The following is a 23,260-nucleotide window of genomic DNA, read 5'->3' as shown; positions in this document are numbered from 1 at the left end:
AAATAAAAAAAAAGACCCACATGTGGGTCTTTTTTTAACACAGTTTATTAAGCTTGTTGAGCTTTTTCTTCAGAAAGGAAGAACCATGTGTCTAATACTGAGTCTGGGTTAAGCGAAACAGACTCAATGCCTTGTTCCATTAACCATTTAGCTAGGTCAGGGTGATCTGAAGGACCTTGACCACAAATACCTACGTATTTGCCAGCTTTACGACAAGCATGGATTGCCATTGATAGAAGTGCTTTAACGGCTGGATCACGTTCATCAAATAGGTGAGAAACGATACCAGAGTCACGGTCTAGACCGAGTGTTAACTGAGTTAAGTCGTTAGAACCGATAGAGAAACCGTCGAAATGTTCAAGGAACTGTTCAGCCAACAATGCGTTAGTTGGAAGTTCACACATCATGATCACTTTAAGACCATTTTCACCACGTTTAAGACCGTTAAGCGCTAACAATTCAATAACTCGTTTCGCTTCAGCAACAGTACGTACGAAAGGAATCATGATTTGAATGTTAGTTAAGCCCATTTCATCACGTGCTTTTTTCAGTGCGCGGCATTCAAGTTCGAAGCAGTCACGGAAGTTGTCAGACACATAACGGCTTGCACCACGGAAGCCAAGCATTGGGTTTTCTTCTTCAGGTTCGTATAACTTACCACCGATTAAGTTTGCGTATTCGTTTGACTTAAAGTCAGACATACGAACAATCACTGGTTTGTCAGCAAACGCTGCAGCAAGAGTAGAAATACCTTCAACTAGTTTTTCAACATAGAATTCGATAGGGGATGCATAACCCGCAGTACGTGACATTACAGCAGCACGAGTTTCACGTGGTAGGCTGTCAATGTTAAGCAATGCTTTAGGGTGTACACCGATCATACGGTTGATGATGAACTCAAGACGAGCAAGACCAACACCTTCGTTAGGAATTTGAGCAAAGTCAAATGCGCGGTCAGGGTTACCTACGTTCATCATGATTTTGAACGGAAGTTTAGGCATAGATTCGATAGAGTTGCGTTGGATTTCAAAGTCCAAAGAACCTTCGTAAATAAAGCCTGTGTCACCTTCAGCGCAAGACACAGTCACTTCTTGACCATCAGTTAATACTTCAGTTGCATTACCACAACCTACGATTGCAGGAACACCAAGTTCACGTGCAATAATCGCAGCGTGACAAGTACGACCACCACGGTTAGTGACAATCGCAGCAGCACGTTTCATTACTGGTTCCCAGTCTGGGTCAGTCATGTCAGATACAAGTACGTCGCCGTCTTGCACTTTGTCCATTTCTTTGATTGAAGTCACAATACGAACGCGACCAGAACCAATACGTTGACCGATTGAACGGCCTTCACAAACTACATTACCTTTTTGCTTAAGTAGGTAACGTTCCATGGTGCCAACGTTTTGGCGGCTCTTCACAGTTTCAGGACGTGCTTGAACGATATAGATTTGACCATCATCGCCATCTTTCGCCCATTCGATGTCCATTGCTGAACCATAGTGGTTTTCAATGATCAATGCTTGTTTAGCAAGTTCTTGAAGTTCGTGGTCATTTAAAGCGAATTGTTGACGATCTGCTTTTTCAACGTCTACAACAACCACTGACTTACCTGCAGCACCTTCTTCACCATAAATCATTTTTTGGTGTTTAGAACCAAGGTTACGACGTAATACAGCGTGTTTGCCTGCATTTAAAAGTGGTTTAGATACATAGAATTCGTCAGGGTTTACAGCACCTTGTACAACCATTTCACCCAAGCCATAAGAAGCTGTGATGAAAACTGCGTCGCGGAAACCAGATTCTGTATCTAGTGTAAACATTACACCAGCTGCACCTGTTTCAGAGCGAACCATGCGTTGAACACCTGCAGATAACGCAACGACGTCATGTGCGAAGTTTTGGTGTACACGGTAAGAAATTGCGCGGTCGTTATAAAGTGAAGCAAATACTTCTTTAATCGCAATAAGGACGTTGTCGATACCACGGATGTTCAAGAAAGTTTCTTGTTGGCCAGCAAATGAAGCATCTGGTAAGTCTTCTGCTGTTGCAGATGAGCGAACGGCAACCGCGATATCAGGGTTGCCGTTTGAAAGAGCTGTGAAAGCCTCACGAATTTCTGTTTCAAGTTCAGCTGTAAGCGGAGTGTCTACAATCTATTGACGGATTTTTGCACCAGTTTCAGCAAGTGCATTTACATCGTCAACATTGAGTGCAGCAAGTTCAGCGTTAATTTTAGCGTTTAGGCCACTTTGCTCGAGGAATTCACGATATGCTTGAGCTGTAGTAGCAAAACCACCAGGAACAGATACACCAGCATTTGCTAGATGGCTGATCATTTCACCTAATGATGAGTTTTTACCACCCACGAGTTCTACGTCGTGTTTCCCTAATTTTTCTAGACCAATTACGCGCGCTTCCAAAGTTGTTACTCCACTTTTGCAGTATTAATCACTATCTTGGCATGAAATTATAACAAATTACTTAGCATTCTAAATTTACTAAGTGACAGTCATGTAAGATGGTTTACTATAAAGATTATATAGCACTAAGACAAATTTTGGAGGAGAATTTTAATGTCAGAAGGTAAACAGATTCAGCGTAGTGTTTTCTTTGTTTCGGATGGGACAGCGATTACCGCAGAAACGCTTGGTCATTCACTGTTAGCCCAGTTCCCTCATGTAGATTTTGACATTCATATTATTCCATATATTACCTCTGAAGAAGCTGCTACAAATGTGGTTGCAGAGATCAATCTTAGAGCGCAGCAAGACGGTCAAAAGCCTTTGGTGTTTGATACCCTTGTAGACCCGTATGTACGTGACATTATTAATACTGCAAATGCGATAAATCTTGATGTTTTTGAAGGGCTTATTAGTAAACTGTCTGACGAGTTAGGTACTGCGCCTACGACTTTAGTCGGTCAAACCCATGCAGTAACAGATTCTGAGTCTTATAAAGCACGTATTGATGCGGTGCATTTTGCTTTAGATAACGATGATGGGGCACGTACTCGTCATTATGATAAAGCTGATTTGATTTTAATCGGGGTATCACGTTCGGGTAAAACACCAACTTCCATCTACCTTTCTTTGCAATTTGGTATTCGTGTAGCGAACTATCCTTTGACAGAAGAAGACTTGGATGACAACCGTTTACCTGCAGTTTTACGTGAACATAAGCATAAGTTATTTGGCTTGATGATTGATGCAGAGCGCCTTGTAGCAATTCGTTCAGAACGTAAGGCCAATAGTCGTTATGCTAGTTTTAGTCAGTGCCAGATGGAATTACGTGCGATTGAAGGTATTTATATTTCAGAAGGAATTAAATACTTAAACGTGTCGGAAATGTCGATTGAAGAAATTTCAACTCGTGTTTTACAAATGACTGGACTGAAACGTCGTATTGGTTAAGTGTAAATTGAGCCACTTCGGTGGCTCTTTTGATGATAATGAATTTCTGTATAAATTATATAAAAATAGTATTAATTTCTGGCTTGTCATACTTTTAATGAATGATAAATATTTAAAATATTGATGAAAATTTTCCTCAATATTTAGACTTAAAATTTAAGCAATTTCTGCATTCAAATGTGTACCAATTTGATGAATTTTTTTGGCTGAAAATTTATAAAATATGGCCTAATTGACAGCTTGAATCTTTTAAAATAATCCGTGCTGTGCTGTATTTTTAGCTATGAATTAAGCCTGAATAATCTACTTGATAAGAGTGGTGTATATACCTGATTTAGCACATACAGTTTAATATTTGATCAAGTTTTCAAAAATAGCTTGTTTAAATGCAAAAAAAATAGGCAAAAAATAGAATAAAAAATAATCAAACAGTTGCTTTTAGGTGTTAAATCTCAAGAAATGGCATCATTTATTTAATTGATGTGAGTGAAAAGTGCTCGAATTGAGACTATTTAGGCTTTAAAAGCTGATATGAAGTGATATTAAAATTGGATTTTTAGCAGTTATTTCCCTATTGAATATAGATTAGAACATAAGTAAATGTCGGCTGAATATGAGCATCGGTATAAATTTTCCAACTTATAGTTAGGGATTAAAAGAGTGGTGTAAGACCAGATTAAGCGACTGAAAAATTATTGGTTTGATATAAATTTTTTATGAAGAATTGATCATAACTATTCAAAATTGCACGTCTATAAACTCGCTGTAGCTGATGGTGTAGGTCGGAGGCATGATTTAAGTCTGAGAAATGAAAAAGCATGTAGCACGATTAAAGCTATTTTCATTTATGGATTTTTAAGAATCCTTAGCCTTATCGAATGAAAGTATTCAATAACGTAGGGGATTTACTAAAAGCCACCAAAGATGGCTTTTAGTGTTGTGAATTTTGATCAATTGGATAAATTCTAGTAATTGTCATGTGAAAATAATTGCAATGTAATTACTTTTATTTGGGCGGGCTAGATTCGCTGCGAACAATGACATTACACTCAAACGTATGCTCATCTAAAGCCGTGATTGAATTACTCTGAATTTTTGCAATTGGCCAAGTATTTAAGATGCAGTTGGGTTGCTGTAATGCAGCATAATAATGATCAGATTTTAGGAAGGTTTTGTTTTGAATTGCGGTATTTGGACTGAGTAAATGTCTTAACCAATGGTTCGGCACTTGGTCTTCTAAAAAACGAATCGCCAAAATACTCTTAATACGATTGCTAAATAAACGTCGATTTTTTGCAATCAGTGGGTGCTGGATTAATTTATTCAGTAGACGTTCGGTGCGTGGTAAGACAAATTGCGGTTTGATTTGATAGACCATGATGTTATCTGCAACCTGACATAGATGATGTAGTTCAGAGACCACATGTTGATCTATCCCAATAATGGCGATTTTTTGATTCTTAAAATCATAATCTTTGATCTGTTCTGAACCTATGATCATTCCACGAAAGTGTTCAAAATCTTCTACATGATTATTAAAAATATGGTGGGTTGCATCCTGCTTGTTGGCCATATTTATTCCTTGTCTTTTCTTTTTTTAGTTGAGTCTTAGATAGGAATATCTTCTGTGATGTGCCAGTTGTGGTAAAGCGTTATTTCAGTCTGATGAGTCATGCAATTTGTCTAGAATTGATTTGCTTGGCCCTTGTCATTTATAGATTTCTAGGAGTGAGCTAATTTTTTTCTGCATTGAAGTTTATGAATCACTCAAGCAGGTCGAAAAAAACAATAAGCGACCTGCATGAACAGCTTTTGAGAACTATAGATGTGGCGAATTTTAAAGTGGTTCATCATTTTGTGAGCTATAGTCAAGTTGACTCGGGGTTGAATGCTTAAGTTCGGGTTGGTCGGTATGTGTACGTAAATAGTTCATATCACGAATATTTTTTTGTACAGCAACTGCACCAAACAAACTCATTAGGAAAGCCATCATGTAAAAACCTTTTTCACTTAATGCTAGTTCAGCATTCCAAAGGCCAATGGCAAGAAGTACAAGGCAAATAATGACGGATGCCCAGCACAGTCCAAAGTAGATTGCAGTGACATGCATTCCTTCTAAACGGTCACGAATGATTTTTTGTAGTGAAACCGATGAAAATAATCCATAGAGCAATAAAATGAGATAAAAGCCTTTTTCATTCAGCATCATATTTGCATTGAATAAACCTATGCAAAACACTACAGCGCCTAAAATGAGGGCACACCAACTTGCTGCGATAAATGCGGGTGTGGGTTTATTAATATATTGGCTCATCTGCTTATTTTTCTCATTGTTTTGCTTGTGTTTAATATTTATACAGGAATGAAAATGAGTAAAGCAATTATTTCGTTGAGGCAATGATGGTTTTTAAGTACAGGTTTGGTCGTTGTTAGCCGAAACCATATTATCTGTTGACTGCTATCCGTCTAAAGAACCACAAAACATGTAGTCACAATTCTGCCTTTAGACGGATTAAACGCTTGGATTAGATTATTAAGCTTAGAGTCTTAAGCGAGATCATTTTTGATTTGCATTAAACGTTCGAAGTTTTCAATGCGCTTGTCGGTATCGTAAATGTCACAGGTGAAAATAAATTCATCAACGTCATATTTGGTGAGTAGGTTTTCTAAACCTGCTCGAACGGTTGCATTTGAACCGACTTGTCCCATAGCGTAGAAATTATCAACAGACATCTTTTCTGCAGCAGACCATAAGCCTTGCATACTGTCGACTGGAGCTTTGAGTTTTAAACTTTGACCACGCATTAAACCTAAAACGCGTTGATAAGCACTCGTCGCCAGATATTCTGCTTCTTCATCTGTTTCAGCAACAACCGTTGGTACGCCCATAGAGACATAAGGTTGATCTAAATATTCGGATGCTTGGAAATTTTCACGATAGAGCTGAATTGCTTGTCCAAGCATGCGTGGTGCGAAATGTGAAGCAAATGAATAGGGTAGACCTAAACGTGCAGCGAGTTGTGCACTGAACAGACTTGAACCTAGAAGCCATACAGGAACATGTGTATTTTGTCCCGGTGTGGCAATGATGCGCTGGTGAGGTTCAGGTGCTTTGAAGTATTGTAAAATCTCAAGAACATCTTGTGGAAATTGATCTTCGGTTTCCTGACGGCCACGGCGTAATGCGCGCATGGTGGTTTGGTCAGTACCTGGTGCGCGACCTAAGCCGAGTTCAATACGTCCAGGATATAACGTTTCAAGTGTGCCAAATTGTTCAGCGACAACTAAAGGCGCATGGTTGGGCAACATAATCCCGCCTGAACCGAGCTTGATGGATTGTGTATTTGCTAAGAGATAACCGAGTAAAACCGCAGTTGCAGAACTTGCGATGCCGTCTATATTGTGGTGTTCGGCTAACCATAGACGGTCATAGCCAAGTTGTTCTGCTTTCTGTGCTAACTGGAGTGCATGTTTGAGCGAAAATTCGATGGTTTTATCATCTCGAACAGGTGCGAGTTCAAGTATTGAAAATTTTGTATCGGCTAGAGTACGCATGTTTTCTCTCAGAGATCTTTATATCGAAATAATACGATATAAAAAGCTGAATGTATATCGAATAAATTCGATATGGTTGTGGGGCGGTGTAAAAAGACAACTTTAGATATATCTAAACTTTTTTTATATACAAAAAAAGCACCCGAAGGTGCTGATTTTTTTCCATTGAAATATATCGATTACCGTTTACCGTTTTTGTACCAACCTAAGTGACGACCATTGTCTCCACGGTAGCCTCGGTCGTTATAGCTATAATTATTGGTACGATAGCCACGGTTGTTATAACGACGGTCATAGCGATCATCATAACGACCATTATAGCGGTCATCATAGCGACGGTCTTCAGACACTTTTTTACCTAGTGCAGAACCACCAGCTGAACCAAGTGCAGCACCGATATAACCACCGTTTGTGCCGCCCATGTTTTTACCTACGGTATAACCACCTGCGCCACCAAGTGCACCACCGATGATGGCACCATTACGGTCACGTTTGTTTGCCGATGCTGCTGCACCTGCACCGCCACCAATTGCTGAACCAATCATTGCGCCAGTTTGGCCGCCAACTTGGTTACCGATTGCTGCACCAACAACACCACCTAAAGCAGATGTTAATGCAGTATTGGTGCTATTACCTGCATGTGTTGCAGTCATAGTAAGTGCTGAAGCGGCAATTGCTGCACTGAATAGAATTTTATTAATTTTCATTTTTAAACTCCTTACGAAGCATGATGTTTATCTGTTGATATCAATATATGAAAACACATAGCGAATATTTGGAGCGTGATGTGAAATAAAATACGTGTTCCGTTGCTGCAATGTAAATTTTGCACTTTATTTCTACATGATTGATGACTTGGTTGGAGGGAAGGCAAATCTAAATATTTATCAGGAGCAATAAATAAAGTTGTATTTATCATTTGAAAAAAGGCGATACATAAAAAAGCACCCGAAGGTGCTATTTTCACTATTCAATAAGGACTCACTAATTTTTGAATTAGTGACGACGACGGTAACGTTTTTTGTATTTACGTTCTTGGTGTTTGTCGTAAGCTTTGTCTTTAGAGATTTTATTACCTAGAGCAGCACCACCAGCAGCACCTAGTGCAGAGCCGATGTAACCACCGTTTGTACCGCCCATGCTTTTACCAACAGTATAACCTGTACCACCACCTAAAGCACCGCCGATAGCAGATTCTGTACGGTTGCGTTTATTACTTGCTACCGCAGCACCACCAGCACCACCAAGAGCGGCACCAATTGTAGCGCCGGTATTACCGCCCATGTTTTTACCAATTGCAGTACCTGCAACACTACCTAATGCACTAGCTGCAGCAACGCGTGTTGTACTATCTGCATTTGCAGACACAGTGAACATAGAAGCAGTTGCTAGAGTGGCTGTCATTAAAAGAGTATTCAGTTTCATAGTTCACTCCATGTCCTTCATAAACGCGAGGACTTTTTCATAATCATTTCGATGGCAGTAAATGTAACAAAACTATTCGCTATAAATATGGAGAGCTTTCACTTTATTTAGTGATTTGAGTGTCTAGTTTGTATAAGTTTTATTAATATTGTGAAAAAAATGGTCGAATGCTGAAAATCTGTACGACTTTGTGGAGAAAGGTAGGAGTGATGAATTTCACACTTTAATATTTCGGGTCATCGATAGGCCAAAAAACAATAAATATGTCATTTCAGACCCATTATCGGTACACTAGCGCCATTATTTTGAATTTTGGCATATCCGTGAAAGTTTAGCGGTAGAGCCTGTGTATTGAGATTTTTTGAAAAATGAAAGAATCGTTACGTTTACGATTAGATCAGCTCTCTGACCGTCACGAAGAATTAAATGCATTACTCGCAGATGTAGAAGTCATTTCAGACAACAAACGTTTCCGTCAGTTGTCACGTGAGCATAGTGATTTATCTGAAATCACTGAAGTTTGGAAAAAATACCGTCAAGCTGAAGAAGATATTGAGACTGCTGAAGTAATGATGACGGATCCAGATTTTAAAGAGATGGCCGTTGAGGAAATCAAAGAAAATAAAGCTTTGATCGGTCAGCTTGAAGCAGACTTAAACATTCTGATGATTCCAAAAGATCCGAATGATGCGAACTCTGCTTATTTAGAAATCCGTGCCGGAACAGGTGGTGACGAAGCTGCAATTTTCTCGGGTGACTTGTATCGCATGTACAGTAAATATGCTGAATCACAAGGTTGGCGTATTGAAGTGTTGTCTGAAAATGACGGCGAACACGGCGGTTATAAAGAAGTGATTTGCCTCATCAATGGTGAAGGCGTATATGGTCGTTTGAAATTTGAAAGTGGTGCACATCGTGTACAGCGTGTTCCTGCAACAGAGTCACAAGGTCGTGTTCATACTTCGGCATGTACTGTTGCGATTTTGCCGGAAATTGATGTAGACACAAGTGTTGAAATTAATCCTTCAGAATTACGTATTGATACCTATCGTGCCTCTGGTGCAGGTGGTCAGCACATTAACAAAACTGACTCCGCGGTGCGTATTACCCATATACCAACGGGTACAGTTGTAGAATGTCAGGATGAACGTTCACAACATAAAAACAAAGCCAAAGCGATGGCGCTGTTGGTTTCTCGTTTAGAAAATGCCAAACGTGCGGCGGCAGATGCCGCGACATCTGAAATGCGTCGTGACTTAGTAGGTTCTGGTGACCGTTCTGAGCGTATTCGTACCTATAATTATCCACAAGGTCGTATGACTGATCATCGGATTAACCTAACGCTGTATAAGTTGGATGCAGTGATGGAAGGTGATTTGACTGAATTGCTAGATAGTTTGCATCGTGAATATCAAGCCGATCAGTTGGCGTTATTAGCACAGCAGAATGGTGGCTGATGAATATTGCACAGGCTTTGGCCTATCGTGGTGAACCTGAAAGTTATGAACGTCAGGAAAATGCGTGGTTGTTAGAGCACATCACCAAGATTGATTCTTTTGATTTAATCATGAAAAAGGATCAAGAATTGACGGCAGAACAAGAACAACTCTATGTCGACAGTCTTGCTCGTATTGCAGCAGGTGAGCCTTTGGCTTATGTCACAGGTTCTCAGCCATTTTGGACGCTAGATTTAAAAGTGACTAAAGATACTTTGGTTCCACGTCCTGATACGGAAGTACTCGTTGAAACTGTACTCCGTTTAGAACTTCCTGAAGATGCTCGTGTGGTGGATTTAGGAACAGGAACTGGCGCTGTAGCCTTGTCATTAGCCAGTGAACGTCCAGAGTGGTCAATTGTAGCTTCGGATATTTACGAACCTACCTTGGAAGTTGCTGAGTTTAATGCCAAAAAGCATGATCTTGAACATGTGCAGTTTGTCTTAGGTTCTTGGTTGAAACCTTTTGGACGTGCTTTCTTTGATGTAATTGTGTCAAATCCGCCGTATATCGATGTTGATGATGTACACATGAAGGATTTGGCGACAGAGCCTGAACGTGCTTTGGTTGCAGACAATCATGGGCTTGCAGATCTTGAGCAAATCATTCTTCAAGCCAAAAAACATTTAACCGTGAATGGTTGGGTGGTGCTCGAACATGGTTATGACCAAGGTGAAGCGGTCAGACATTTGTTCTTACAAGCTGGGTATCGAAATGTTCGGACTGTAAAAGATTATGGTGGCAATGACCGTGTCAGTTTAGGCCAGTGGCAACACTGATTTGGTGTTAGAGATAGTCAAAAATAAAGCGCATTGAATGCGCTTTATTTTTTTGTTTTTGATATTCGATCAATACTTACATTGGGTAGTCTTGTAAGCTATCGAAAACTTCAACTTGTTCTAAAGCTGCTGTTTCTACTGCAAGACAGTAAGCAATAATTTTTGCAGTTGCATTCACTAAATTTTCATCTTTTAGATTTGCACCTGCTTGAATTGCTTCAATGTCATCCGCTTGGATATCCAGTGCATGAGCAACTTCAACTGCATTTTCAGTGCTAAAAAATTGTGAGATCAAATTTTGCAAATCGATATCTGCGACAGTTTTAAGCTGTTCATGAAACAGTTCATCAATTGCGTCAATCTGAGTGAAAAGAGAATCTGAAAAGTTTTGAACAAGTTGTTGTTCAAGAACATCAATCATCTTAAGCATAGGATAGCCTTTCAAGGAGATGCAGGAGAATTGAAAAATAAATAAGCAAAGTGCTTTAAATTGAGTGAAAAATAACCTAATTAGACTAAAGTAGCAATCGTTCAAGGATGAATGGTCAGTCTATTTATTGAATATTTTTAAGTTATTGATTTTCTATTAATTAGATGAATATTCAATTTATAAATAGCGAATATCAAATTCTAGGCCTTGAATTCAGGCGCATTATTTTGTCGATACGCACCGGGACTGACGCCTGTCCATTTTTTAAATGCCCGATGAAAAGCACTCGGATCATGAAAATTTAGTTCTTCACTGATATCTTGCAAACTTTTATCGGTATGGGTTAAAAAATCGATGGCAGTATCACGTCGGATATCATTTTTGAGTTGTTGATAACTCACACCTTCACTTTTAAGACGGCGATGCATGGTGGCTTCCGACATATTCATTTTGACCGCCAACTCATAAAACTCTAACCATTCGGCAGGAGAAACGTCTAACAGTTGTTTACGAATTTGGCTACTGAGCGCATACGGGTTTTTAAAGCGCACCAAAAGGTTTTCAGGCGTTTGTTGTAGGAATTGATACCATGAACGTGTGTCTTGTTTGATTGGCAGGGTTAAATAACTGGCATCTAGTTGTATATAGTTTTGACTGGCTTGGTAATGAATATTTTCACAAAAGCGAACTTTATAGTCGTGATCATCAAGCGGCGCATCACATTTGAATTGGATTTGATTTAACAAAATTCGTTGTCCACTCAGCCAGCACAGTAGCGTATGGATGAGCATTAAATAAGTTGCATAGCTGAACATGCGTTTAGGCGCTTGTTGGTCATAGATCACGATATAAGCAAAGTGATCTTCAATGGTTAAATCACTATGCAATTCATCTAAAACCAGATTTAAAAACTGCAAAATTTGCTTGAGTGCATCTCCCAAAGTGCTGTTATGCATGACCATTTTTGAAAGCAGTTTGAAACTACCACGTCGCATGGCATGCCGATCCATGCCAAAAAATTCATCATCCATCACATCTGCAAGATGAGTCCATAAAGCCGCATATTGTGAAACGGAAACTCTGGTTTTACTCGATAGCAGTAACTCAGAGGGAATACCCGCCTTTTGTAAAATAGCAGAAATATCAAATTGCTTTTTTTGCGCATCGTATAATGCTTCATGCACCAAGTCGATTGAAATCGTCCCTTTGCTGTATTCGAGTCCATGCTTCGGCATATGTGCGGATAGGTCCTTGTTCAGAATTGTCCAAATACATCAGAAAAGATGCAACATTTGGAAATTGTACTGAATAAATTCTCTGTTTACTCTGCATCTTAAGTCGAATTTAAAACAAACATCATAAATAGGGAAATGCTATGGACATTAAAGGAAAAGTTTTTGTTGTGACAGGTGGTGCATCGGGCTTAGGCGCTGCGACAGCAACACATCTGATTGGCTTGGGTGCCAAAGTGATTATTGTGGATATGAATCTTGAGCATGGCGAAGCGATGCAACGTCAACTGGGTGATCATGCCAAATTTGTTCAATTGGATGTTACCGATGAACAAGCGGTCGGCTCTTTCTTTACACAAGTTGAAGCGGAATTTGGTCAACTCAATGGTTTAGTGAACTGTGCCGGTATCGCACCCTCTGCAAAAGTTTTAGGTCGTGACGGATTGCATGATTTGGCGATGTTCCAAAAAGTATTAAATATTAATGTTTCAGGTACATTTAATATGCTGCGCTATGCGGCACAACTGATTGCTAAATATGAATTAAAAGCGGGTGAAGAAGAGCGTGGCGTGATTGTGAATACGGCGTCAGTTGCTGCTTTTGATGGTCAAATTGGTCAGTCGGCTTATGCAGCATCTAAAGGGGCAGTGGTTGCAATGACATTACCTCTTGCACGTGAGCTTGCACGTGAGTCGATTCGTGTGATGACTATTGCTCCGGGCATTATGGAAACCCCGATGCTCAAAGGCTTAGCACAAAATGTACAAGATGCTTTGGGGAAAATGGTGCCTTTCCCACCACGTTTAGCAAAACCACAAGAGTTTGCAAAATTAGTGACGCATATTTTTGAAAATGCTTATCTCAATGGCGAAGTGATACGTCTTGATGGCGCGATCCGTATGCAGCCTAAATAGTTATTTATTAAAACTGCTTATTCAGGCTTCTACGACGGAGTCTGATCGAGAATAACTTCGTTGACAGTAGCTTATCTCGTTACTTTTGTTTCGGCAAAAGTAACCAAAACCATAGTCATTTGTAAAACTCGTCATCAAGTATTTATTGATTTACAGATTACAGAAACATTAGAGATTAATGGCGTCCTGCCTCAGACAGTTGCAAATGACGTCGTCGTGTATCTAACTTTGCTTTATACAGCCAAAGTATTTTTAATTCCGCAGTTATCCAAAATTTAAAGCTATACGCGCTATAAAAGATTTAGAAAAGGAAGTCTCATGATTTTAAATGATGAACAAAAAATGGTTCAGGACATGATGCGAAGCTATTCGCAAGAAAAACTGAAACCAACGGCAGCTGAGCGTGACAAAACGGCAGCATTTCCTGCACAAGAGCTAAAGGAACTTGGTGAGCTGGGTGCTTTAGGCATGACGGTTTCGGACGAATGGGGAGGTGCAGGTTTAGACTATGTGTCTTTGGTTGTTGCCTTAGAAGAAATTGCTGCAGGTGATGGTGCGATTTCCACAATTGTCAGCGTACAAAACTCCCTGCCATGTGGCATTACGCAACGTTATGGTACTGAAGCACAAAAAGAAAAATACTTAAAAATATTAGCCACTGGCGAATGGTTAGGTTGTTTTTGCCTAACAGAACCACAAGTGGGTTCAGATGCGAGTGCATTGGAATGTAAAGCGGAGCGTGATGGTGATGAGTGGGTGTTAAATGGCACCAAGCAATTTATTACCACAGGAAAACATGCTCAAGTAGCCTTGGTTTTTGCGGTAACGGATAAATCTGCAGGTAAAAAAGGGATTTCGTGCTTTTTAGTACCAACGGATGCGCCGGGTTATATCGTATCGCGATTAGAAGACAAAATGGGTCAGCATTGTTCCGATACAGCAACTATAGTTTTAGATGACTGTCGGATACCTGCCGATAGTCTTTTAGGCCAAGAGGGTGAAGGCTATAAAATTGCCTTATCAAACCTAGAGTCAGGTCGAATTGGCATTGCAGCGCAGTCTGTGGGTATGGCACGAGCAGCATTAGATGCAGCCGTTGAATATGCCAATGAACGAAAGGCATTTGGGGTGGAGATTGTACAGCATCAGGCCGTGGCATTTCGCCTCGCGGATATGGCCACCCAAATTGAGGCAGCACGCCAGTTAATTTTCCATGCAGCGACGTTAAAAGATGCCGGTTTTCCATGCTTAAAAGAAGCCTCGATGGCGAAACTTTTTGCATCGACGATGGCTGAACGGGTGTGTTCAGATGCCATTCAAATCCATGGAGGCTACGGTTATGTATCTGATTTCCCAGTTGAACGCATTTATCGTGATGTACGTGTCAGCCAAATCTATGAAGGTGCATCGGACATTCAACGTCTGGTGATTGCACGTGAAGTCACCAAAGGATAGGTGATTAAAAAATAGACTTTGGTCGATGTTCAAACCCTGCAATGGCGTTGATGGTTATGGAAATTGCAGGGGACATCCAAACATGGTTATCTAGGTATACACAGTCTAAGAATAGATTGTTTAACAAAGTATAAGTTTCAAAACTAAAAAACCGACATTGCAATCGGTGTATGGAATAGCAGTAAAGGCGGATGTGGCAAAGGAATCGTCACTAGTACGCAGCGGTACAACAACAAGATGAATAAACCTCAAAGTCTTGCACTTTGAATCATAGAGAACTGGATAGGAATTGTCGTCATGAAGACACTAGAACAAGCATATCGTGATTTTAATTTTGAAAAGATGGTTACAGAACAATTGGTCGGTACGCCAAGTTCAATCAATGCTTATGATGAATGTTGTGGGCGCTATGTTGGGCAAAATCGAACTGCGCTGATCTGGGAAGGTAAAAATGGTGAATCTGAGCAATGGACTTTTGAGCAATTAGATTTAGCTTCTGCACAATTGGCAAATTATTATCAGCGCATTGGATTGAAAGCAGGTGATTGCATTGCAGGTCTTTTACCTCGCACAGCAGAGTTGTTGATCACCGTATTGGCAACATGGCGTATAGGGGCAATTTATCAACCGTTGTTTACTGCATTTGAGTCCAAAGCGATTGAACATCGAGTGCAAACTGCGGGAACAAAGCTGATTGTAACCAACACTGAGCAACGATCAAAACTCAATCATATTGATTTACCGCATATTTTAACTGTACATGCCGATCAAGCAATTCAGACAGATCCTGACTTTTGGTCAGAGTTGCAATTGCATGACGCCACATTTAACTCAGTTCCCCGTTCATTTGACGATGAATTTTTAATGATGTTTACCTCAGGGACGACCGGTTTAGCCAAGTCTGTACCTGTGCCACACAAAGCGTTATTGGCATTTAAAGGGTATATGACACATGCGGTTGATTTGCGTGATGAAGATTCATTTTGGAATTTGGCAGATCCGGGTTGGGCTTATGGTTTGTACTATGGAATTGCAGGGCCATTAAGTTTAGGACACAGCATTATTATGGATGAACGTGCTTTTAGTGTTGATCATGCACTTCAAGTCATCAAAAAATATAAAGTCAGTAATTTGACCGGTTCTCCAACGGCTTTTCGTATGTTCTTTGGCTTCAAAGAAAAATTTGACGCATCCATAAAATCACATTTACGGGTTGTGAGTAGCGCAGGTGAGCCGCTAACGCCTGAAGTGATTCAATGGTTTAATCACGACTTAAACGTCAATATTTATGACCAATATGGACAAACGGAACTTGGAATGGTGATTGCAAATCATCATGCCTTAGAACACTACAAAAAAGTGGGTTCAGCCGGTTTTGCTATACCGGGTCATCGTTTCGCGGTGCTCAATAAAGACTATCAAGAAATTGAACGTGGTGGGATTGGAACATTGGCATTAGACTGGTCGCAATCTCCACTCATGTGGTTCACAGGCTATGGTGGCAATAACCGTAAAGCCTTTGTAGGTAACTACTATTTAACTGGTGATACTGTTCGTTTAAATGAAGAAGGTGGAATTGATTTTGTGGGTCGTGCTGACGATGTCATTACAACGTCAGGCTATCGTGTAGGACCTTTCGATGTGGAAAGCACATTATTAGAGTGCGAAGAGGTTTTAGAGTCGGCAGTTGTTGGTAAGCCTGATCCTGAGCGCACTGAATTGGTCAAAGCTTTTGTGGTATTGAAACCACAATATCAAGCAAGTTCTGAACTCATGGATAAGCTACAAGCCTATGTAAGATCACGTTTATCCAAGCATGCTTATCCAAAAGAAATTGAATTTGTTGATGGGTTGCCTAAAACATCGAGTGGAAAAATCCAACGTAATCTGTTGAAGCAACAAGAAGTGGCCAAAGCACAATGTATGCAAAAGGTCAGTTAAGTTTAGGCTGAGATAGATTAAAGGAAAGGCTGCGTAAATGCAGCCTTTTTTGATTTGCTTATTTAAGTTGGATAATAATTATTTTTGAGTTTGCAATTTTAATGCTGAGACATCGGTAAATGTTTTGGAAAGCTAATGAGGCAAAGCTGTGCAGAAATAAGTGCACAAGCAAACATGATTGTGACTAAACCTAAGCTGCCAAAATTACTAAATTTACCGGTTAAAGTTGTAATGATCGCACCAAAGCCAAATTGTAAAGCACCTAATAATGCAGATGCTGTACCAGCATTTTTATGCTGAAACATAAGAGCCAAATGGCTTCCGGTAGGCATAATGAAACCTAAAAGTGCAACGGCGATAAATAGTGCGCTACAGAAGAATATTAGATTTGAATAGCCTGAGCATTGTGCAAGGAGCAATACAGCCATAATGAGTAAGAAACTGCTGTTCATGATTTTATAGGCATTCAGTGGTCCAAATTTTTCATGCACTTTGGGGTTAAAGATTGCAGCAGCAATTAAACCAAATGCATTGAATGCAAAGAGCAGGCTAAATTGGGTAGAACTCAACTGATACTCACTGATAAATACACTGGCTGAACCAGCGATATAGGCAAAGAAGCCAGCTTGTGCAATACACAGTGTGAGTGAGTAAATGATGAACTTACGATCCCTGATAATTTGCCCATATAATTTGATGGTTTGTGAGAGCTTGAATTGTTGACGCAATTCCACTTGACGTGTTTCAGGGAGTAGCATTGCAACGGCTGCCAATACAATCGCGGCATATACGGCTAAAAAAATAAAAATATTTCGCCATGAACCTAAAGCCTGTAAGCCATCGCCAATTAGAGGTGCAGCCACCGGTGAAAGGCCTAATATCGCCAAAACCATTGACATCATTTTGCCCATTGCCGGGCCTTGAAACTGATCTTTGATAATCGCAAAGGCAATCACCATCCCAATTGAACCACCTAAACCTTGAATAAAGCGAATCCATTGTAATTGTTCAACGCTTTGTGCAAATGTGCAGCCGATCGAGCCTAAAATATAAATCCCTAAACCTAAGTAAATAAGCGGCTTACGGCCAAATTTATCCGATAGTGGGCCATACATCAGCTGGCCAAGCATTAAACCCACAAAAAATGTCATCAAACTCAGTTGGATCGCACCTTCGCTACTCCCTAAAGATGTTGCCATAACGGGAATGCTTGGTAGGTACATATCAATACCTATCGGGCCGATGGTTGCGAGTAATGCAATGAGTATGGGCATTGCACGTGTATTTGATGCTGTCATAATGTGGTTGGATCTTGTGGAAAGCAGCGCATTCTGAAACTTATCGGTTTCCTAAGTCAAAGAGAGCAGCATTGGCAAAACTAGGCCGTCCTTTGGTCATGTCGGCAGAACAGCGGCGTGCAGAAATTTTTTCTATTGCAGAACAACTCTTTGGTGAGAAGGGCTTTGAAAATGTCACCATGTCTGAAATTGCGACCGCAGCAGGTATGTCTAAAAAAACGCTATATGTGTATTTTTCTGATAAACGTGAACTGCTTATTTCATTGGTTGAGTCGTCCTATATCTGGACTGAAGATGCTTTTGATGCCAATAGTTTAGATCGTGTGTTGGCCTTGCAGAATCAGTTGAAGAAAATCGCTGAGCATGTCCTGTCCGAGCGGCATATTAAGTTGTGCCGACTGGCGATCGCAGAGCGTGTTGGTGTTGATGGAATAAGTGATACTTTTTATGAAAAAGGTATCGCCAAAAGCCGAGATCATTTGATTCATACTGTGAGTCATATTCCAAGTGCCCAATTTGTATTGAACTTAAATGCAGATATCATGGCGGATATGTTATTTGGTGCAACCATTTCGAAGCCTTTCGTCGATTTACTATTTTTAAATCAGCAGATCGATATGCAGCAGGTAAATACGGCAATTGAACAAAGTATTCAGGCTTTGTTTAAAATGTGAATGCCTAAATTTTCATAGCAAAATTGAATATTTATTTTCGTCCTTATCTTTGGATTGCTCGTTATAATGGCCTCGGTTTTATGTTTTAAATGAGATAGCAGAACATGGATGCACAGCTCGATCTAGATTCAGACATGGAATTAAGTGATGATGAAATGCATCTATACAGCCGTCAAATATTGCTTGATGGTTGGGACATCGATGCGCAAGAGAAGCTAAAACTTGCCAATGTACTCATCGTAGGGTGTGGTGGAATTGGTTGTACTACAGCCGAATTATTGGCACGTGCAGGCGTTGGCCAAATCACTTTGATCGATGCAGATCGCATTGAAATCAGTAATTTGCAACGACAAATCGCGTATATCGAACACGATGTAGGTTTTTATAAAGCTGAAATTTTGGCTAAACGTTTACAAACGATTAACCCGTATATCCGTGTGCAAAGCTATACCTCAAAATTAGATGAAAGCAATGCAAAGGCATTGATTTCACAGCAAGATTTGGTTCTCGACGGTTGTGATAATTTCAGCACGCGTTATTTGGTCAATGCAAGCTGCGTAGAAAATAATGTGGCGCTGATTAGTGCTTCAGCGATTGGTTTCCAAGGGCAACTGTTTATGGTCGAAGGAAACGCGGCATGTTATGAATGTCTATTTCCAAAAGAACAGCATGCCAATGAAAGTTTGCGCTGTGCAGACTCGGGTGTGCTTGCAACCACACCAAATGTTATGGCAAGTTTGCAAGCTCATCATGCTTTGCTTTATTTGGGTTTAGGGACGACAGCACTGAAACAAAAGCTTTTGTTGTGGGATGGTCGGTCAATGAAGCAAAAAATTCTCGCTTTTGAAAAAGATCCCGATTGTCCAATCTGTCAGGCAAGATAAAGCAGCAAGCCCTTATTTTTTTGCTACACTCACGTTAATTATTTTTTTCTAAGACATTATGAAAAACAATATCTGGTTAGATGGAATTCGCTCGGTTGCCCGAATGGGTGAGACCGCAGTCGTTGCGGCGAAAGCCGGCTTTAAATATGCAACTGAAAAACCAAGTAACGCAAAATTAATGCGTGAAACTTTTGAATCACTGGGTTCAACCTATATTAAATTAGGTCAATTTATTGCCAGTACACCTTCTTTATTTCCACGTGAATATGTCGAAGAGTTCCAAGGTTGTTTAGATCAGACACCGTCATTGCCGTTTAGTTATGTGCAGCAGGTATTGGCTTCAGAATTTGCTGGCCGTAATTTAGATGAAATATTTGCTTCAATTGATGAAAAGCCTTTGGCTTCTGCATCGATTGCACAGGTACACGCAGCTAAATTGGTCAGTGGTGAAAATGTTGTTATCAAGGTGCAAAAGCCGGGTGTCGAGACGATTCTCTATACAGATTTAAATGTCTTACATTGGGCTACTAAACTGGTTGAAAAAGCTGTACCCAAAGTCAAATTTGCTTCACTTGCAGATATTGTTGAAGAAATTAAAGTTCGCATGGTACGTGAAGTGGACTTTATTGAAGAAGCACAAAATCTTGACGACTTTGTGAATTATCTGAACGTAACTCAAAACAAAGCCGCAACAGCACCAAAGGTTTATCACCAATATTCAACACGTCGTGTCTTAACCATGGAACGTTTATACGGCGTGCCATTGACCGATTTTGACGTGGTCAAGAAAGTCGCTAAAGATCCATCGCAAGTTTTGGTGACAGCGATGAATACATGGTTTGGCAGCTTGATGTTATGTAACAGTTTCCATGCAGACTTACATGCAGGCAACCTGATGCTGCTAGAAGATGGTCGAGTAGGCTTCATCGATTTTGGTATCGTGGGTCAGTTGAAACCTGAAGTGTGGACAGCATGTATTGCGTTTATGGATGCCCTACAAAAAACTGACTACAACTTGATGGCTGAAAACATGCTGAAAATGGGCATGACGGCTGTCAAAATTGACACACAAGTCTTAGCTGCCGATTTAGAGCGTTTATTTAGCGGTGTGCTTTTGGCTGATCCACAGGAATTATTAACCTCAAATCCTGCCGATTTGAATGACATCATGATGGATATGGTACAAGTCGGAGAGCGTCATGGTATTCGCTTCCCACGTGACTTCGCTTTATTATTCAAACAAATGTTGTACTTTGACCGCTTTATGCGCATCCTTGCGCCATATACTGATATTTATGCAGACCAGCGTATTCAAATGGTGCAGACTATGGACCCTAATTTATTATTGAAGCAATAATTTAGCCGCAAGATATAAATAAAATCCTCCTTCTTTAACAGGAGGATTTTATCGATGTTTAAGATTTTAATTTGAGTGTAAGAATGGACGCAATTATCATTGAAGGTTTGAAAGTTGAGACCGTCATCGGCTGTTTCAATTGGGAGCGTCAGATTATTCAGCCTTTGATGCTCGACCTCAATATTCAAACCAGTTTAGCGCAGGCGGCTCAGTCAGATGAGCTTGAAGATACCTTGAATTATGCTGAAATTTGCGAAATATCAGCCAAAGTCATTCAAACTGCTCAACCTAAATTGATCGAACATGCAGCAAAACTGGTGATTGATGCACTTTTTGCTACCTATGACAGCATTGAATCTATTATGATTAGCATCCGGAAGCCTGCCATTATCGCGCAAGCCAATTCTGTAGGAATTCGTCTTGAACGCCACCGAAACGATTTTCGCCCTAGCTCTGGCGAGTAATTTCAATCCCAAACCGCATTTTCAACAGGCTTTACGTCAAATTCAGGCTTTGGGTCATGTTGAATTTTCCAAAATTTATGTGATTCCTTGTCGTGATGGCATTGGGGCGGATTATTGGAATGCAGCTTGTTTGGTGAAAAGCAGTTTATCTGTAGATGAAATCAGCACCTTACTGAAAAAAATGGAAGCAGACTCAGGTCGTGTTCGTCCGTCTCATAATATCGCTTTGGATCTGGATCTGATCGCGTGGGGCGAAAGCTTAGCGCACATGCAATTTAATCCGAAAAAACTGCCTTTAGCACTCGATGTTAAAATACCAATGTTCGACATTTGGAAAAATGAAATGTTTGAACATCCAGCACATCAATTTCCTATGGTGAGTTGCCAAAAAGTTTTAGTGGATTGAGCGAATGAAACGAAATGTTTTCAATGCACATGAGTGATATTTCAAACTGACCTTAAATACGCTAGATAAACAATAACAAAAATATTCAAATCCTGTCATGGTATGCGCTAGCGTATAGGCTGTCGCAGGATTACATTATCTTTTTAGCTTCAAAATAATGATATGAACTGGACTGATCTGATTCAGCACTATGGCTATATTGCGATTTTTATTGGCACATTGTTTGAAGGAGAAACAGTGCTGATGATTGGCGCCTATGCCGTCCATCAACACATACTTCATTTTCCAATGTTGATTGCGGTGGCGATGCTAGGCAGTTTTATTGGCGATCAGTTTTATTATCAAATGGGCGATCGCTATGGGCAAAAACTTATCCAGTCGAATGCAGAATTTGCACAAAAATTCGATCGTGCGAGCCAGTTTATTGAACGTTATCCTATTTTGACCATTTTATTTATGCGCTTTGCTTGGGGCTTTAGAACCATTTTACCTATTGTTGTAGGTGTGCGTGCTTATCCTGTTTGGAAATATGTGCTGATTAATCTGGTTGCCTGTTTTATTTGGGCGATGTTGGTCGCAACGATTGGCTTCCAAATCAGTCATTATTTACATCTATTTTGGGCGAAAATGCTGCCTTATCATCAAGATATTTACATCGTTATTGCCGTTGTATTATGTATCGTATTTTTACGTGTGCTCTATACGGTGTTGAAGTGGTGGCGTAAGCATCATCAACATTGATAAAGTGAAAGTGGTTGATCTGATAAAGTCGTCAAAACATAATTAAAAGATTTAAAGGGATATTTAGTGAGAGCAATATGGGCTTAGGTTATGGTGCGGGTGCGGGAGGTTTCCTTATTATTTGCTTTGCGATTTTGGTGCTATTTATCGTCATTGCAATTTGGTTGAGTTGGAATAATTGGTATAAAAAGCAAAAAAATCGACCATATAAAGTAAATGCGGTACTTAAAATTGGTTTATCTGGCGTATTGTTTTTCCCTTTATTTGTTGCAGTAACGCTGGGATTGTTCGTGATTTCAGATCTTAGTTCTGACTATGCAGAGTGGCAGCATCAAAAGAAAATTCATATACAGTTGCAGGAACCCTTAAACTTTGGAGAGGTTGTACTGCCTGAAGGCACGTGGATTAACCGATCATTTGAAACCGACTATACTCTGGAACAGATGACTGATATTCGTCAAGGTTTGACATCGGCTCGTTTTCCACAGCCGATTCAAATAGCTGGATTTGATGTTATTGCATTTGAGCTGGATCGTCATTTATTGCTGGAATTGGCACATGATCATACTGTTGTGATTAATAACCAAAAGGAAATTTGTCCGGCAGGATGGCTGCTTGAGTTAGGTGGATCAGGTTATCCGTCCACTGAGCAACGTTATAGTTTGAATTTTGATTGGTTTACACCAAGTCGATGGCAGCCTATAAACTGTTTTGATGGCGAAGGAATTATTGTATTAAAGTCAAAAGATTTCTCATAAAAAAGCCTGCATCTTTGCAGGCTTTTTGTTCACTA

21 protein-coding genes and 1 pseudogene are annotated in these 23,260 nt (G+C 40.1%); 13 read left to right on the top strand and 9 right to left on the bottom strand.

The genetic code is table 11. The features are described 5' to 3' along the window. Positions 1–47: 47 nt before the first annotated feature. Positions 48–2,426: pseudogene (gene ppsA, locus FTT88_RS00835) on the bottom strand (phosphoenolpyruvate synthase). A gap of 153 nt (positions 2,427–2,579) precedes the next feature. Between ppsA and FTT88_RS00830 the strand changes: the two are divergent. Then, positions 2,580–3,416 carry a pyruvate, water dikinase regulatory protein gene (locus FTT88_RS00830; protein ID WP_078193964.1) on the top strand — a complete coding sequence of 279 codons (837 nt, stop codon included), beginning with the start codon at positions 2,580–2,582 and terminating at the stop codon, positions 3,414–3,416. Between the two features lie 1,006 nt (positions 3,417–4,422). Here FTT88_RS00830 and FTT88_RS00825 read toward each other — a convergent pair. The 5 genes from FTT88_RS00825 to FTT88_RS00805 form a co-directional block, all read right to left on the bottom strand. Next, entirely contained in the window at positions 4,423–4,989 is a 567-nt protein-coding gene (locus FTT88_RS00825) for a flavoprotein (RefSeq protein WP_180173631.1), read from the bottom strand. 264 nt (positions 4,990–5,253) lie between these two features. Continuing rightward, positions 5,254–5,730 carry an inner membrane protein YiaA gene (gene yiaA, locus FTT88_RS00820; protein ID WP_180173630.1) on the bottom strand — a complete coding sequence of 159 codons (477 nt, stop codon included), beginning with the start codon at positions 5,728–5,730 and terminating at the stop codon, positions 5,254–5,256. Between the two features lie 233 nt (positions 5,731–5,963). After that, a complete protein-coding gene (locus FTT88_RS00815) occupies positions 5,964–6,971 on the bottom strand; it encodes an LLM class flavin-dependent oxidoreductase (RefSeq protein WP_180173629.1) in 1,008 nt (335 codons plus the stop codon). Between the two features lie 179 nt (positions 6,972–7,150). Further along, positions 7,151–7,678, bottom strand: a complete 528-nt coding sequence (locus tag FTT88_RS00810) for a hypothetical protein (protein ID WP_168377731.1) — start codon at positions 7,676–7,678, stop codon at positions 7,151–7,153. A gap of 289 nt (positions 7,679–7,967) precedes the next feature. Then, positions 7,968–8,396 carry a glycine zipper domain-containing protein gene (locus FTT88_RS00805; protein ID WP_078193959.1) on the bottom strand — a complete coding sequence of 143 codons (429 nt, stop codon included), beginning with the start codon at positions 8,394–8,396 and terminating at the stop codon, positions 7,968–7,970. 368 nt (positions 8,397–8,764) lie between these two features. Here FTT88_RS00805 and prfA point away from each other — a divergent pair, with 368 nt between their 5' ends. Continuing rightward, positions 8,765–9,853, top strand: coding sequence for a peptide chain release factor 1 (gene prfA / locus FTT88_RS00800; RefSeq protein WP_078188570.1), 1,089 nt, complete (start codon positions 8,765–8,767; stop codon positions 9,851–9,853). After that, on the top strand, positions 9,853–10,671 hold the full coding sequence (gene prmC / locus FTT88_RS00795) for a peptide chain release factor N(5)-glutamine methyltransferase (RefSeq protein WP_180173628.1): 819 nt from the start codon (positions 9,853–9,855) through the stop codon (positions 10,669–10,671). Before prfA ends, prmC begins: the two co-directional genes overlap by 1 nt. A 76-nt stretch (positions 10,672–10,747) precedes the next feature. On the opposite strand, the gene FTT88_RS00790 is transcribed toward prmC, so the two are convergent. Next, a complete protein-coding gene (locus tag FTT88_RS00790; RefSeq protein ID WP_078188566.1) occupies positions 10,748–11,101 on the bottom strand; it encodes a hypothetical protein in 354 nt (117 codons plus the stop codon). A 200-nt stretch (positions 11,102–11,301) separates the two neighbouring features. Next, positions 11,302–12,336 carry an AraC family transcriptional regulator gene (locus FTT88_RS00785; RefSeq protein WP_180040374.1) on the bottom strand — a complete coding sequence of 345 codons (1,035 nt, stop codon included), beginning with the start codon at positions 12,334–12,336 and terminating at the stop codon, positions 11,302–11,304. A 140-nt stretch (positions 12,337–12,476) separates the two neighbouring features. Between FTT88_RS00785 and FTT88_RS00780 the strand changes: the two genes are divergently transcribed. The 3 genes from FTT88_RS00780 to FTT88_RS00770 all read left to right on the top strand — a co-directional run bounded on the left by FTT88_RS00780 (position 12,477) and on the right by FTT88_RS00770 (position 16,643). Then, positions 12,477–13,247: a 3-hydroxyacyl-CoA dehydrogenase gene (locus tag FTT88_RS00780; RefSeq protein WP_180173627.1), complete on the top strand. Its 771-nt coding sequence runs from the start codon at positions 12,477–12,479 to the stop codon at positions 13,245–13,247. 318 nt (positions 13,248–13,565) lie between these two features. Beyond that, positions 13,566–14,702 (top strand): acyl-CoA dehydrogenase family protein, encoded by a 1,137-nt coding sequence (locus tag FTT88_RS00775; RefSeq protein ID WP_180173626.1) that lies wholly within the window; start codon positions 13,566–13,568, stop codon positions 14,700–14,702. 297 nt (positions 14,703–14,999) lie between these two features. Continuing rightward, on the top strand, positions 15,000–16,643 hold the full coding sequence (locus tag FTT88_RS00770) for an AMP-binding protein (RefSeq protein WP_180123638.1): 1,644 nt from the start codon (positions 15,000–15,002) through the stop codon (positions 16,641–16,643). 98 nt (positions 16,644–16,741) lie between these two features. Here FTT88_RS00770 and FTT88_RS00765 read toward each other — a convergent pair whose 3' ends face one another. Next, positions 16,742–17,941 (bottom strand): multidrug effflux MFS transporter, encoded by a 1,200-nt coding sequence (locus tag FTT88_RS00765; protein ID WP_257220683.1) that lies wholly within the window; start codon positions 17,939–17,941, stop codon positions 16,742–16,744. Between the two features lie 71 nt (positions 17,942–18,012). Between FTT88_RS00765 and FTT88_RS00760 the strand changes: the two genes are divergently transcribed. The 7 genes from FTT88_RS00760 to FTT88_RS00730 all read left to right on the top strand — a co-directional run bounded on the left by FTT88_RS00760 (position 18,013) and on the right by FTT88_RS00730 (position 23,225). Then, positions 18,013–18,615 (top strand): TetR/AcrR family transcriptional regulator, encoded by a 603-nt coding sequence (locus FTT88_RS00760; RefSeq protein WP_180022024.1) that lies wholly within the window; start codon positions 18,013–18,015, stop codon positions 18,613–18,615. A 104-nt stretch (positions 18,616–18,719) separates the two neighbouring features. Continuing rightward, positions 18,720–19,499 carry a HesA/MoeB/ThiF family protein gene (locus FTT88_RS00755; protein ID WP_180173625.1) on the top strand — a complete coding sequence of 260 codons (780 nt, stop codon included), beginning with the start codon at positions 18,720–18,722 and terminating at the stop codon, positions 19,497–19,499. Positions 19,500–19,557: 58 nt separating this feature from the next. After that, positions 19,558–20,856: an AarF/ABC1/UbiB kinase family protein gene (locus tag FTT88_RS00750; protein ID WP_078193949.1), complete on the top strand. Its 1,299-nt coding sequence runs from the start codon at positions 19,558–19,560 to the stop codon at positions 20,854–20,856. An 83-nt stretch (positions 20,857–20,939) separates the two neighbouring features. Next, a complete protein-coding gene (gene folB, locus FTT88_RS00745; protein WP_168377722.1) occupies positions 20,940–21,320 on the top strand; it encodes a dihydroneopterin aldolase in 381 nt (126 codons plus the stop codon). Continuing rightward, a complete protein-coding gene (locus FTT88_RS00740; RefSeq protein WP_078193947.1) occupies positions 21,277–21,726 on the top strand; it encodes a 2-amino-4-hydroxy-6-hydroxymethyldihydropteridine diphosphokinase in 450 nt (149 codons plus the stop codon). Before folB ends, FTT88_RS00740 begins: the two co-directional genes overlap by 44 nt. A 162-nt stretch (positions 21,727–21,888) precedes the next feature. Then, complete coding sequence (locus tag FTT88_RS00735) at positions 21,889–22,467, top strand: DedA family protein (protein ID WP_257233001.1); 579 nt, start codon at positions 21,889–21,891, stop codon at positions 22,465–22,467. Positions 22,468–22,544: 77 nt separating this feature from the next. Next, positions 22,545–23,225 (top strand): hypothetical protein, encoded by a 681-nt coding sequence (locus FTT88_RS00730; protein WP_180173624.1) that lies wholly within the window; start codon positions 22,545–22,547, stop codon positions 23,223–23,225. Positions 23,226–23,260: the final 35 nt, after the last annotated feature.

The sequence above is a fragment of the Acinetobacter sp. YH01024 genome, from assembly GCF_013420195.1.
Lineage (GTDB): Bacteria > Pseudomonadota > Gammaproteobacteria > Pseudomonadales > Moraxellaceae > Acinetobacter > Acinetobacter amyesii.
Note: the sequence above shows the minus strand (reverse complement) of the source record. Positions and strands in the feature narration are given on the sequence as shown.

Excerpts from the sequence above, each read along its gene's own strand:
- FTT88_RS00830 (WP_078193964.1), top strand. The coding sequence starts at position 2,580 with ATGTCAGAAGGTAAACAGATTCAGCGTAGTGTTTTCTTTGTTTCGGAT.
- FTT88_RS00825 (WP_180173631.1), bottom strand. The coding sequence starts at position 4,989 with ATGGCCAACAAGCAGGATGCAACCCACCATATTTTTAATAATCATGTA.
- yiaA (WP_180173630.1), bottom strand. The coding sequence starts at position 5,730 with ATGAGCCAATATATTAATAAACCCACACCCGCATTTATCGCAGCAAGT.
- FTT88_RS00815 (WP_180173629.1), bottom strand. The coding sequence starts at position 6,971 with ATGCGTACTCTAGCCGATACAAAATTTTCAATACTTGAACTCGCACCT.
- FTT88_RS00810 (WP_168377731.1), bottom strand. The coding sequence starts at position 7,678 with ATGAAAATTAATAAAATTCTATTCAGTGCAGCAATTGCCGCTTCAGCA.
- FTT88_RS00805 (WP_078193959.1), bottom strand. The coding sequence starts at position 8,396 with ATGAAACTGAATACTCTTTTAATGACAGCCACTCTAGCAACTGCTTCT.
- prfA (WP_078188570.1), top strand. The coding sequence starts at position 8,765 with ATGAAAGAATCGTTACGTTTACGATTAGATCAGCTCTCTGACCGTCAC.
- prmC (WP_180173628.1), top strand. The coding sequence starts at position 9,853 with ATGAATATTGCACAGGCTTTGGCCTATCGTGGTGAACCTGAAAGTTAT.
- FTT88_RS00790 (WP_078188566.1), bottom strand. The coding sequence starts at position 11,101 with ATGCTTAAGATGATTGATGTTCTTGAACAACAACTTGTTCAAAACTTT.
- FTT88_RS00785 (WP_180040374.1), bottom strand. The coding sequence starts at position 12,336 with ATGCCGAAGCATGGACTCGAATACAGCAAAGGGACGATTTCAATCGAC.
- FTT88_RS00780 (WP_180173627.1), top strand. The coding sequence starts at position 12,477 with ATGGACATTAAAGGAAAAGTTTTTGTTGTGACAGGTGGTGCATCGGGC.
- FTT88_RS00775 (WP_180173626.1), top strand. The coding sequence starts at position 13,566 with ATGATTTTAAATGATGAACAAAAAATGGTTCAGGACATGATGCGAAGC.
- FTT88_RS00770 (WP_180123638.1), top strand. The coding sequence starts at position 15,000 with ATGAAGACACTAGAACAAGCATATCGTGATTTTAATTTTGAAAAGATG.
- FTT88_RS00765 (WP_257220683.1), bottom strand. The coding sequence starts at position 17,941 with ATGACAGCATCAAATACACGTGCAATGCCCATACTCATTGCATTACTC.
- FTT88_RS00755 (WP_180173625.1), top strand. The coding sequence starts at position 18,720 with ATGGATGCACAGCTCGATCTAGATTCAGACATGGAATTAAGTGATGAT.
- FTT88_RS00750 (WP_078193949.1), top strand. The coding sequence starts at position 19,558 with ATGAAAAACAATATCTGGTTAGATGGAATTCGCTCGGTTGCCCGAATG.
- folB (WP_168377722.1), top strand. The coding sequence starts at position 20,940 with ATGGACGCAATTATCATTGAAGGTTTGAAAGTTGAGACCGTCATCGGC.
- FTT88_RS00735 (WP_257233001.1), top strand. The coding sequence starts at position 21,889 with ATGAACTGGACTGATCTGATTCAGCACTATGGCTATATTGCGATTTTT.
- FTT88_RS00730 (WP_180173624.1), top strand. The coding sequence starts at position 22,545 with ATGGGCTTAGGTTATGGTGCGGGTGCGGGAGGTTTCCTTATTATTTGC.